10 protein-coding genes are annotated in these 12017 nt (G+C 43.3%); 6 read left to right on the forward strand and 4 right to left on the reverse strand.

The window, feature by feature from the left end; translation table 11 throughout:
• Positions 1-93 precede the first annotated feature (93 nt).
• The 4 genes from E5A76_RS04365 to E5A76_RS04380 form a co-directional block, all read right to left on the reverse strand.
• Positions 94-954, reverse strand: a complete 861-nt coding sequence (locus E5A76_RS04365; RefSeq protein ID WP_161118200.1) for a DMT family transporter — start codon at positions 952-954, stop codon at positions 94-96.
• Entirely contained in the window at positions 951-1415 is a 465-nt protein-coding gene (locus E5A76_RS04370; protein ID WP_161118201.1) for a GNAT family N-acetyltransferase, read from the reverse strand. Before E5A76_RS04370 ends, E5A76_RS04365 begins: the two co-directional genes overlap by 4 nt.
• A 90-nt stretch (positions 1416-1505) precedes the next feature.
• Positions 1506-2090, reverse strand: a complete 585-nt coding sequence (locus E5A76_RS04375) for a Crp/Fnr family transcriptional regulator (RefSeq protein WP_161118202.1) — start codon at positions 2088-2090, stop codon at positions 1506-1508.
• A 75-nt stretch (positions 2091-2165) separates the two neighbouring features.
• Positions 2166-4133, reverse strand: a complete 1968-nt coding sequence (locus E5A76_RS04380; RefSeq protein ID WP_161118203.1) for a bifunctional 2',3'-cyclic-nucleotide 2'-phosphodiesterase/3'-nucleotidase — start codon at positions 4131-4133, stop codon at positions 2166-2168.
• 418 nt (positions 4134-4551) lie between these two features.
• Here E5A76_RS04380 and cysG point away from each other — a divergent pair, with 418 nt between their 5' ends.
• The 6 genes from cysG to cysQ are packed head-to-tail and all read left to right on the forward strand — an operon-like array spanning position 4552 to position 11468.
• Positions 4552-5964: a siroheme synthase CysG gene (cysG, locus tag E5A76_RS04385; RefSeq protein ID WP_045064944.1), complete on the forward strand. Its 1413-nt coding sequence runs from the start codon at positions 4552-4554 to the stop codon at positions 5962-5964.
• 13 nt (positions 5965-5977) lie between these two features.
• The gene (gene cysD, locus E5A76_RS04390; protein WP_053986408.1) at positions 5978-6886 is read left to right on the forward strand and encodes a sulfate adenylyltransferase subunit CysD; all 909 of its coding nucleotides are present in this window, start codon (positions 5978-5980) and stop codon (positions 6884-6886) included.
• Between the two features lie 10 nt (positions 6887-6896).
• Positions 6897-8321, forward strand: coding sequence for a sulfate adenylyltransferase subunit CysN (gene cysN, locus E5A76_RS04395; RefSeq protein ID WP_161118204.1), 1425 nt, complete (start codon positions 6897-6899; stop codon positions 8319-8321).
• 5 nt (positions 8322-8326) lie between these two features.
• The gene (locus E5A76_RS04400; protein WP_161118205.1) at positions 8327-10054 is read left to right on the forward strand and encodes an SLC13 family permease; all 1728 of its coding nucleotides are present in this window, start codon (positions 8327-8329) and stop codon (positions 10052-10054) included.
• A gap of 22 nt (positions 10055-10076) precedes the next feature.
• On the forward strand, positions 10077-10700 hold the full coding sequence (gene cysC, locus E5A76_RS04405) for an adenylyl-sulfate kinase (protein ID WP_161118206.1): 624 nt from the start codon (positions 10077-10079) through the stop codon (positions 10698-10700).
• 27 nt (positions 10701-10727) lie between these two features.
• Positions 10728-11468 (forward strand): 3'(2'),5'-bisphosphate nucleotidase CysQ, encoded by a 741-nt coding sequence (gene cysQ, locus E5A76_RS04410; protein ID WP_181319908.1) that lies wholly within the window; start codon positions 10728-10730, stop codon positions 11466-11468.
• Positions 11469-12017 lie beyond the last annotated feature (549 nt).

Consider the following 12017-nt stretch of genomic DNA (forward strand, 5'->3'; position numbering starts at 1 on the left):
ATACCTAAAGACAAGATTAAAAAAGCCCACTTCGGTTAACTGAAGTGGGCTTTTTCTATTTTTACGCTCTACTTTCTAGATTGATATAGGAGCTTAAGAGTTCATTGGCGCTAATTGTTTACGTTTGGGTTTCGGCATCATTGGCAGAATGATCAATAAAATACCGAATAGGGTGAGTGCATCTAAACTTTCGTTAAACCAAACCCAGCCAAAGATGGCGACAAATATCAGTCCTGAATATTCCGCAAGCCCGATTTGATGGGTTTCACTTTGGCGATAAGCCATGACCACACAGCCTTGATAGCCCAACGTAAATAGGGCACTGGCTGCAATTAAGCTAAGGTTTTCTATCGATATTGGTTGCCAGAAATACCATGCTAACGGTGTAGCGACCGGAAGCGATAATACACAAGTCCAAAATAGAGTAGTCGCAACACTTTGAGATTCAGGCAGTTTACGTACCAAGACATTGTAAAGTGCCAATGTGGTTGCTGTACCTAATGCTGCAATGGCTGCCCAGTGAAATTGGGTTGGACGTAATACAATCAGAATACCAATAAAGCCAATTGCAGTGGCTATCACTTTGCTTTTGCTGGGATGCTCACCTAATAACAGCATAGATAATGGGATCATCAGCAGCGGCGCGGCATAAAACAATGCATTTGCTGTTGCTAAAGGTAGGTAAGTCAGCGCAACCAATAACATTGAGCTTCCTGCTAACACTAAGTAAGCTCGGATTGTATTGATCTTCCAACTCCCTACAGCTCGTTTAGGCTTAGCTTGCGATAACCATAGCGGCAGAATGATCACTAAGCTCAATATTTGGCGAAGAAACATGTATTGAAAAGGGTGAACTTCGCCATTGAGTAGTTTGACTGCCACATCAGAAAGCGAGGCAGATAAGTTGCCGAATACGAGTAATAAAATTCCCAGTGAAACGGCACTTAATTTCATCTTAGTTGATCCAGTGTCAGGATCATATCGACATGTGGGATGCCATCTTCAAGATACATCTCAGAGGTTTGCTCAAATCCATGTTGACGATAAAAATGAATGAGATGCTCTTGCGCTCCGATCTCAATCGTTGCATTAGGCCAAAGACGTGCCGCGTTGGCGAGTCCTTGTTTAATGAGCTCATGACCGATGCCATTACCACGTGCTTCTTGTGCTGTAACGACACGACCAATGCTGACGTTATCGTAAGTAAGCCCCGGGCGTAATAAGCGTAAGTAAGCGATCAGTTTGCCGCCTTGATAACCGAGTAGGTGGTAAACATCATCCGCACGATCGTTATCATCAAGATCAGGGTAAACACAGGTTTGCTCGACGACAAAAATATCAGAGCGAAGCTTTAGTGCATCATAAAGCTGGTGGGGTGTGAGTTGTGCAAAAGAAAGGCATTGCCAAGTAAGCATCAGGTGTTCTCTTATCGATGATAAACAAAGTGATCTTCATAGTAACCTGAGTTTTTCAATGCCTCATTAACCATTGTTAATTTCGTTGCATTATTGTGGCTGCGCTTGCCTTTTTTTAATGCGGCTTAAACTAATAGGCGTGATCCCGAGGTACGACGCAATCTGATAATCCGTCAGTTTAAAATTAAGTTCCGCAAAGCTTTGTGTAAACAATTGGTATCGTTCTTCAGGGCTGTACATCAACATAAAGCGCTCTTTGTTTTCTTTAAACACCAACTGACGTTCCAATAAGTTGATATACAGTGCTAAGCCTTGGGCACGCCATGTTTCAATTAATGTAATCGGTAGTGCGATAAGTTGACTTGCTGATAAGGTTTCTAATAGAAAAGGTGATGGGGATTGGGTGATCAGTCCCTCAAAGCCAATTAACGCATCTTGATCCCAATAAAACTCTTTACTGAATTGTTTACCGTTTTCGGTGAGATAACAGGCATGGCACAGTCCATCGAGTAAAAAGTAAAATTGCTCAGCTTGTTGACCTTGATTGAGCAAGATATGACGAGTAGGCAGTTCTAATATTTGAGCGTGTGCTAATGCTTCGTCAATGGTGGTTTGCTCTGCGCCAAATTGTTGAAGAAATTCGGCAAGTTGAGAAAGTTGTGCGGAATGCTTCATGATCGCTCACTCTTTAACAGTAAAAAAATACCGCAGACAGTGCTGCGGTATCGATAGCTTACTTTATCACGACGATTATTTCGCGTGTTGTAAATCCAATTGGTAAATAGCAAAGCCAGTTGGTGTTGTTTCAACTTGGGTCATTGGGTACTGACCTTTGTCTTTAATGAACTTGGCTGCTTTTTCGCTATTGGCAGTTTCAAAGCGAATATCTAACTTCTTATCACTTTTCAGTGGTGTGAAGTGCCAGTTGTTATCTGCACTTGGTACTACTTGGCCTTTCTCTTTACTTACACGGCTGATGTAGTCTGAAAGTACAGTGCGGTTTTCATCTGGTGATGCGAACGCGACAAACTTCTCACCTGTACCTGCAAACTTACCGCTGTAAGCTCGGTAGTTGTTGGTTGCGATAATGAATTTTTGATTGTCAGCAACCTGCTTACCGTTGAAAGTTAGATCTTTAATACGGTTTGCTGTTGGGTTAATGACTTTACACTCACCGTCGTATTTTGCTGGTTGTGAAATATCGATGTTGTAAGTCACGCCATCAATCACATCGAAGTTGTAAGTACGGAAACCATCCCAGTTGATCAAACCTTGTGGTTTATCACTGTTAACATCGATTTGGTTAAATTGTCCTGCTGAACACTCCAGCCATTCTTTCACTTCTTTACCTGTCACTTTCATTGCAACAAGGGTATTTGGGTACAAGTATAAGTCAGCAGCGTTACGGAAAGTCAGTTGACCGGCTTCTACTTCAGTAAAGTTGGTTGCATCATTACCACGACCGCCAGCTTTAAATGGCGCGGCAGCAGACAGAACAGGGATACCGTCTAGATCAGGATCGCCTTGAATGAAGCGCTCAACATAATCTTTCTGTGCAAGGTTAACGATTTGTACCGTTGGATCATCTTGTACCAGTGCAAGGTAGCTGTACATTACATCGCTTGCTTTACCAATTGGCTGATTAACAAAATCACGAGTCGCGTTATGATCCACTTTTACGGCTGCGACTAATTTAGGATCGGCATCAACGATAGGCTTTTGCGTCGCTTTGTCGAAAATAGGGCGAGCTTCAGTTTGTGCTGAAGTTACTTTCCAGCTGTTACCGTCTTTATCTAGCACCAAGTCCATGATACCCACGTGATCGCCCCAGCGACCCGGCATCACAGCAGGAATACCGTTGATCGTGCCTTTCTCGACATCTGCGCCCGGTAGGTTTGCAAAATCTTTGCTCGGGAATACTGCGTGTGAGTGACCAAAGGCAATCGCATCAATGCCCTTAACTCGTGTTAAGTAGTAAACCGAGTTTTCTGCGCCCACTTTGTATGGGTCTGCCGCAACACCTGAGTGTGGAATTGCCACGATGATGTCAGCACCTTCTGCTTTCATCTGTGGAATGAATTTCTCAGCGGTTTGCTTAATGTCTTTTGCTTCCACCTTACCTTCTAAGTTCTTCTTATCCCACACCATGATTTGTGGCGGTACAAAACCGATGTAACCGATCTTCACTTGTTGATCGTTACCATCGATGTCTTTGAAGGTATATTCCTTAATAAGGTAAGGCTTAAATAGGTTTTTGCCTGTTTTTAGATCGTAAACGTTAGCATTAATGTAAGGGAAGTCAGCACCTTCAATGCTGGTATCAAGGAAGTCTAAACCATAGTTAAACTCGTGATTACCAATGTTACCCACATCGTAATTAAGTTGGTTCATTACCTTGTAAACAGGGTGTACTTCACCGTGTTTGATCCCTTTGGCTGCCATGTAGTCACCCATAGGGCTACCTTGTAGCAAGTCACCATTATCAACTAATACGCTGTTTGTTACTTCACCACGTGCTTTTTCAACTAAGGTTGCTGTGCGCACTAAGCCTGTTTTGTCCGTTGGTTTATCTTTGTAGTAATCGTAATCCATCACATTGGTATGGATATCGGTTGTTTCTAGGATACGTAGCTTGATGGTGTCTGCAGTCGCAGGGCCGGCAAGCGTAAGTAAACCGCCAAGGATCGCAATTGATAAAGGCTTAGCTGATAACGTCATGAATATCTCCAAACGGGGTAGGCAAAAAAGCAGGCGTAAGGTATCAAATATGCTGATAAACGCTGTTAGCTGTGTCGCACTATTGTGCTATCGATCTCGTTTTTTTTGATGGAGTGTTACTGAGATCGAATATTGTGGTTCGATTTAACGCATTTAAAGGTGAGTTATTCGTCATAACCTAGACAGAAAAGGCATAACGTTTAGGGAAACGATTTGCTTGCTTCCCTAGTGCTAGCCATAAAAGTGAGATTTATCACTATATATTCGTCTTTATATAGCGAAAGCCTCTGCTTAGTTTCATTTTGGCGAAAAAGCAGTGTTTTGCTAAACATTTTGGAATAAAAAATGAAATTTTAGAATTTCAAGTAATATCTAGCCCCCTCTATAGTGCATCTAGGGATAAAAAGAGGGGCTAATGATGGATTACTTGCCAATTTTTGCAGATTTAAAGCGTCGACCGTGTTTGGTTGTCGGTGGTGATGACAGCGCGTGGCGTAAAACCCGTATGCTATTAAAAGCAGGGGCAGATGTGCGTGTCATTGCCCCAACGTTAAATGCGGATTTCACTGCTGCATTAGCCCAAGGACAAATTCAACATGTAGGTGAGATTTTTTCACCTGACGATCTCGATGGCATTTTCTTAGCTATCGCTGCAACGGATCGCAAATCTGTTAATGCACTGGTGTATCAATCAGCCAACCAACGTCAAGTATTGGTGAATGTGGTGGATGATACCCAACGTTGTAGCTTCATTGTTCCCTCTATTGTTGATCGTTCCCCAATCATTATCGCGATTTCTTCGTCAGGCCAAGCCCCTGTACTGGCTCGCTTATTACGTGAAAAGCTAGAAGCGTTGCTACCACAACATTTAGGACGTATGGCGACTATCGCAGGCAATTTCCGTCAGCGTCTATCACAAACTGTTTCGTCTTTTTCTGCTCGTCGTTATTTCTGGGAGCAAGCCTTCAACGGACGATTTGGTGATTTAGTTGCTGCAGGTCGAGAGCAAGAAGCTGAGCAAGAGCTGGTGGCATTAACCCATCAAGCACCTCCTCAAGGCCAAGTGGCATTAATTGGTGCCGGTCCAGGTGATGCAGGCTTACTAACTCTTCGAGCATTGCAGTTAATGCAGCAGGCTGACGTCGTACTTTATGACTATTTAGTCTCTGATGAAGTCATGGATCTTGTTCGCCGTGATGCAGAGTTAGTCTGTGTTGGCAAAAAAGCAGGTTTTCACAGCGTGCCGCAAGAAGAAACCAATCGTTTAATTGTTCACTATGCCAAACAAGGTAAGCGTGTCGTGCGTCTAAAAGGTGGCGATCCGTTTGTGTTTGGTCGCGGTGGTGAAGAATTAGAAGTGCTATTTGATGCTGATATTCCATTCCAAGTCGTACCGGGTATTACAGCCGCTGCGGGTGCTACCGCTTATGCTGGTATTCCTCTCACTCACCGTGATTATGCCCAAACAGCCATGTTTGTGACTGGGCATTTAAAGCCTGACGGTGACACCTTAGATTGGTCAACGCTGGCGCGTGGTAAACAGACCTTAGTGATTTATATGGGCTTGATGAAATCGAGTCACATTCAACAGCAATTATTAGAGCACGGTCGTGGTGCAGACACTCCGATAGCCATCATTGAACGTGGCACGCAGAAAACGCAAAAAGTATTAAAAGGTCAGTTAAGCGAACTGGCTCAATTAGCTCAACACGCTGCTTCTCCCTCGCTGATTGTTGTAGGAGAGGTGGTAAACCTATCGACGAAATTAGATTGGTTCACAAAACAGGAACAGTCGCTACAGCAGCAAGATGCGGTAGTTAAACTGGCATAGTATGGAGAGAGAGATGGACCCGAAACGTTTAACCCACCTCAAGCAGTTAGAAGCGGAAAGTATCCACATTATCCGTGAAGTAGCGGCTGAGTTTGATAATCCAGTGATGATGTACTCTATCGGTAAAGATTCATCAGTGATGTTGCACCTTGCACGTAAGGCATTCTACCCGGGGAAAATTCCGTTCCCATTGTTGCATGTAGATACCGATTGGAAATTCCGCGAGATGATCGAATTTCGCGATCGCACTGCAGAAAAATACGGTTTTGATCTATTGGTACACAAAAACCCAGAAGGATTGGCGATGGGGTGTAGTCCGTTTGTTCACGGCTCATCAAAACATACCGATATCATGAAAACTCAAGGCTTGAAGCAGGCGCTGGATAAGTATGGTTTTGATGCCGCTTTTGGTGGTGCTCGTCGTGACGAAGAAAAGTCTCGAGCGAAAGAGCGTGTGTATTCCTTCCGCGATAAGAATCATACATGGGATCCGAAAAACCAGCGTCCTGAGCTCTGGAAAACCTACAACGGCCAAATCAATAAAGGCGAAAGTATTCGCGTCTTCCCGCTATCAAATTGGACGGAGCTTGATATTTGGCAATACATCTACCTTGAAGGCATTGAAATCGTACCGTTATACCTATCGGAAGTGCGTCCTGTAGTGGAGCGAGATGGCATGTTGATCATGGTCGATGATGATCGCATGGAGTTACAGCCTGGGGAAAAAATTGAACAAAAGAGTGTGCGCTTTAGAACCTTGGGCTGTTACCCACTAACGGGAGCCATTGAATCAACGGCAGATACGTTGCCAGGTATTATTGAAGAGATGTTGGTGGCGACATCGAGTGAGCGACAAGGCCGAGCGATTGACCACGATCAGTCCGGCTCAATGGAATTGAAAAAACGCCAAGGTTACTTCTAAGGAGAGAATAATGAATAGCGTGATTGAACAACAGGTCGCTGAGCTCGGTATCGAAGCTTACCTTGACCAACACCATAATAAATCTCTGCTGCGATTTTTAACCTGTGGCTCAGTGGATGACGGTAAAAGTACGCTTATCGGCCGACTACTGCATGATTCTCACCAAATTTATGAAGATCAGCTAGCTGCCATTCATACCGATAGCCAGAAAGTCGGTACGACAGGCGATAAGCCTGACTTGGCACTGCTAGTTGATGGCTTACAAGCTGAGCGTGAGCAAGGGATCACCATTGATGTGGCTTACCGCTATTTCTCAACCAAAGCGCGTAAATTCATCATTGCTGATACCCCGGGGCATGAGCAGTACACCCGTAATATGGCAACAGGGGCTTCAACTTGTGATGTCGCGGTTATTTTGATTGATGCGCGTAAAGGCGTATTGGATCAAACTCGTCGTCACTCTTACATTGCGAGCCTATTGGGTATTCGTCACTTTATCGTTGCGATTAATAAAATGGACTTGGTGGGTTTCGATCAAGCACGTTTTGAATCTATCCGTGAAGAATATTTAGCATTCTCGAAAAAACTCAATAGCGATATCAATATTAGCCTTGTGCCATTGTCAGCACTTGAAGGTGATAACGTTGTTGGTTTGAGCGATAAAACGCCTTGGTATCAAGGTGACTCATTATTGACGTTATTAGAGAAAGTTGACCTAGCCCAAGATCAAACCTCTGATGCGCTGCGTTTCCCTGTGCAATACGTTAACCGTCCTAATCTTGATTTCCGTGGCTTTGCCGGCACATTGGCATCCGGTGAATTACGTGTTGGTCAAACAGTACGTGCATTACCATCAGGTAAAACATCTACTGTTGAGCGTATCGTTACCTTTGATGGTGATCTTGAAGTGGCATATCCGGGTTTAGCTGTGACTGTAACCTTGGCTGATGAAATTGATATCAGCCGTGGCGATACGTTAGTCGCTGCTGAGGAAACGGTACCGCTAAGTAATAGCTTATTGGCTGATATTGTTTGGATGGGGGAATCACCATTAGAAACAGGTCGCCAATACGATATTAAAGTAGCTGGTAAGAAAACGGTTGGTACGGTTGATGCTATTCGTCATCAAGTGGATATCAACAACCTTGAAACCTTTGAAACGGAAGCATTGCCTTTAAATGGTATTGGTCTGTGTGAAGTGAGCTTAAATGAAGCGATTGCGGTAGATAGTTACCAAGCGTGTAAAGACACCGGTGGCTTCATTGTGATTGATCGTTTAACCAATGTAACGGTTGGTGCGGGTATGGTACGTGAAGCGTTAGATACGAAACAAAATACCGCGCAATACTCAGCTTTTGAAGTTGAGTTAAATGCCCTGATCCGTAAGCATTTCCCGCATTGGGATGCGAAAGATCTTAGCAAGTTGCTAGGGTAATCATCATGGGATGGGAGCAAGCGATCGTTCTCGCTATGTTGGTGGTGATCATTCTTTGTTTACTGGCAACCAAGATAAAACCAGCCTATCTCTTTGCTGGGGCTGCGTTTATTGGTTTTCAGTCAGGCATGATCGACTTACCTACGCTGGCGGGTAACTTTACTAATTCGTCATTATTGACCTTGGTATTGTTGATCCTTGTTTCCATCGCATTAGAAAAAACGCGTTTGATAAGTTGGGTTGGGCGTCAAATCTCACAGGGTGGTCAAAGCTCAGTGGTAACGAAGCTCGGTTTATCAACCGCGTTATTATCATCATTTACCAATAATACGGCAGTCGTGGTATCACTGATTGGTGCCATTAAACGTAATCAGCGCCATGCCCCTTCTAAATTATTGTTACCTTTATCCTATACGGCGATTTTAGGTGGCACCTTAACGCTAATAGGTACATCCACTAACTTAATCATTAATAGCTTTGTTGAAGATGCGGGACTGCCGAGTTTAAGTTTCTTTGCGCCAAGTGTTATTGGTCTTGCTGTGTTGGTTATCGGCCTAGCTATTCTTATTCCGCTTAGTCACTTATTACCAAGTTATGATGATCATGCTGACGATCAACTGCCTTATTTTCTCGAAGCAAGGGTAAAAGCAGATTCCCCCTTGGTCGGAAAAACGGTGGCTGAAAATGGTCTGCGTGCATTACGCCGTTTATTCTTAGCTGAATTGATCCGAGATGGCGAAACTATCGCACCTGTTTGCCCCGATACCAAACTTAAAGCAGGGGATACCTTATTATTTTGTGGTGATGTAGAAAGTGTCACTACCTTACAAGAAATCCAAGGGCTGAACCTTTTTGGACAGCATCACCTTAATGGTCAATCCATGATGGAAGTGATCGTGAGCCATTCAGCAGGGATCAGAGGCAAAACTCTAAAGAGTACACGTTTTAGAGAAAACTTTGATGCAGTCGTCGTCGCCATTCGCCGTGGTCACGAACGTCTAGCTGGTGGATTGGGTAACATTGAACTACATGCTGGTGATACCTTAGTCATCGTGCCGGGCAAAACCTTTCAACAAAAGAAAACCACGTTAGATCGTGAGTTCGTATTAGTGAACGGCTTAGATTCCAGTGCTCGATTAGATAACAGTAAAAGTGCAGCAGTATTAATGGGATTTCTTGCCGTTATTGGACTCGCTTTATTGGATGTGCTGCCCATTATTAAAGGGTTAGCTGCTTACTTACTCGTGATGCTCGCTGTTGGGATCATTTCCTTTACCGAGTTACGTCGCCGATTCCCTGTCGATATTGTGGTGATTGTCGGCTCTGCGCTTACGCTTGCTCAATTGATGATAAGTACTGGGTTATCTGAACGTATGGGGGAAGCATTAATCACCGCTTTTAATGGTTGGGGGATCTATGGCGCATTGATAGCTGTGTACCTCATGACATTAGTATTGACTGAACTGGTGACTAACAATGCAGCCGCCGCCTTATCATTCCCCATCGGTTACAGCTTAGCGCTGGCTTATAATGTCGATCCAATGCCTTTTATTATGGCGGTGCTATTTGGCGCGAGTGCGAGCTTTATTTCACCTTATGGTTATCAAACTAACTTACTGGTCTACAGTGTTGGTAACTATAAATTAAAAGATTATCTACGGATTGGATTGCCGATATCGATAGTCTATTCAGTGGTTGTTCTCAGTTTGATCCCACTGTTATTTCCTTTTTAATCACTAAACAACGGAGTGTGTTATGACAATCACACCACAAGTCCATGATGATAAAGAAAACATTGTTTGGCATCGTCATACCGTAACAAAAGCATTACGTGCCGAGCAAAAACAGCAGAAACCTTGTGTGTTGTGGTTTACAGGGTTAAGCGGTGCAGGTAAATCCACAGTCGCTGGTGCATTGGAAAATAAGCTGGCCGAGCTTGGTCATCACACTTATCTATTAGATGGCGATAATGTTCGTCATGGTTTATGTCGAGATTTAGGTTTCTCCAGTGAAGATCGTCGTGAGAATATTCGTCGTATCGGTGAGGTGGCAGCGCTAATGGCTGATGCGGGTTTAATCGTACTGAGCGCGTTTATTTCTCCTCACCGAGAAGAAAGACAGCTGGTACGTGATCTTCTTCCTGATGGCGAGTTTATTGAGGTTTTTGTTGATACACCTTTAGTCGAGTGTGAAAAACGTGATCCAAAAGGCTTGTATAAAAAAGCGCGAGCAGGTGAAATCAAGCAATTCACGGGTATCGATTCTGAATACCAGTCGCCGTTATCGCCTGAGATCCATTTAGCGGCAGGAAGTCACGCAATAGAAGAGCTGGTGGCACAGTGTATCGAACACCTTAAGTCACAACAGATCATCAGCTAAAACACTATAAGGAGAAAGGGATTGGCAATGTTACTCGACGAAATATATAGCATCGCATTAGAAGCCGGTGCTGCCATTATGGATCGTTACCATGGTCAGGTTCAGATCGAACAAAAATCAGATAGTAGTCCAGTGACCGATGCCGATCTTGCCGCAAACGAAATTATTGTAGCCAAGCTAAAGCAGTTAACTCCCGATATTCCCATTCTTTCAGAAGAATCAGCCCATACTGACTGGCAAGAAAGGCAACACTGGGACAGCTTTTGGTTAGTTGATCCTCTCGATGGAACCAAAGAGTTCATCCGTAAAAACGGCGAATTCACCGTTAATATCGCACTTATAAAAGAAGGGAAACCTGTATTAGGGGTAGTTTATGCGCCAGCATTAGAAAAAGCATGGTTGGGGAATAGCGAAAAAGCGTGGCTAGAAACCAAAGCGGGGCGTGAGCCTATTAAAGTCAGAGTAGCCACAGTACCAACAATTGTTGGCAGCCGCTCTCATCCATCACCAGAGCTTGCGCAATATCTAGAACAAATGGGTGAGCATAAAATGACGGAAGTCGGTTCATCCTTAAAGTTCTGTTTAGTCGCAGAAGGTAGAGCCCAACGTTATCCACGTTTAGGACCAACAATGATGTGGGACACCGCCGCTGGTCAGTGTGTTGCAGAAAGTGCAGGGGCTATTGTTACTGATCTTGATGGACAACCTCTGAATTACCACAGAGAGGAATTATTGAATTCGTCATTCATTGTTTCAATTAAAGACTAAACTTAAAAAATTACGAAAAGGCATATGAGTTTACTCATATGCCTTTTCTTTTTGATATAAGAAACTTGTTAAATTGTGCAAAAAGTGATGGTTTTAAGGCTTATCGTTGGAAATTTTTGCATTCAACACTTTTTTCTTAAAATACTATTGCTATATCTCACGACCTCCCTATAATGCGCCTCCATCGACAGGGAATACGGACGGTTAGTAAGTTATTTACAACCTGTGTATAACTTGTAGTTAAGCAGTTTATAATGAAAAGTGGCTTTGAAAATATCTGAACGATGTTTTTTGAGTTTGATAAATTGCAGTCTTAAAGCTAAAAATTCATCTTAATCTTAAAAAGATAAGAAAAGTCGCTTTAAGCCAAGTCCAATAAGAGTTTTAAAAAATAAATTTAAAATTATTGTTGACTTGAAATGAGCGCGGTGTATTATACGCAGCCTCAGCCAACACGATGTGTTGCGCTAAATGTTCTTTAACAATTTGACCATGCAATCTGTGTGGGCACTCGTTGAATGATTAGTCAAAAAGATTTATCAATGATAC

The sequence above is a fragment of the Photobacterium lucens genome (genome assembly GCF_009873615.1).
Taxonomy (GTDB): Bacteria; Pseudomonadota; Gammaproteobacteria; order Enterobacterales; family Vibrionaceae; genus Photobacterium; species Photobacterium lucens.

Bases quoted from the DNA above. Each gene is read 5' to 3' on its own strand.
- E5A76_RS04365 (WP_161118200.1), bottom strand. From the start codon at position 954: ATGAAATTAAGTGCCGTTTCACTGGGAATTTTATTACTCGTATTCGGC.
- E5A76_RS04370 (WP_161118201.1), bottom strand. From the start codon at position 1,415: ATGCTTACTTGGCAATGCCTTTCTTTTGCACAACTCACACCCCACCAG.
- E5A76_RS04375 (WP_161118202.1), bottom strand. From the start codon at position 2,090: ATGAAGCATTCCGCACAACTTTCTCAACTTGCCGAATTTCTTCAACAA.
- E5A76_RS04380 (WP_161118203.1), bottom strand. From the start codon at position 4,133: ATGACGTTATCAGCTAAGCCTTTATCAATTGCGATCCTTGGCGGTTTA.
- cysG (WP_045064944.1), top strand. From the start codon at position 4,552: ATGGATTACTTGCCAATTTTTGCAGATTTAAAGCGTCGACCGTGTTTG.
- cysD (WP_053986408.1), top strand. From the start codon at position 5,978: ATGGACCCGAAACGTTTAACCCACCTCAAGCAGTTAGAAGCGGAAAGT.
- cysN (WP_161118204.1), top strand. From the start codon at position 6,897: ATGAATAGCGTGATTGAACAACAGGTCGCTGAGCTCGGTATCGAAGCT.
- E5A76_RS04400 (WP_161118205.1), top strand. From the start codon at position 8,327: ATGGGATGGGAGCAAGCGATCGTTCTCGCTATGTTGGTGGTGATCATT.
- cysC (WP_161118206.1), top strand. From the start codon at position 10,077: ATGACAATCACACCACAAGTCCATGATGATAAAGAAAACATTGTTTGG.
- cysQ (WP_181319908.1), top strand. From the start codon at position 10,728: ATGTTACTCGACGAAATATATAGCATCGCATTAGAAGCCGGTGCTGCC.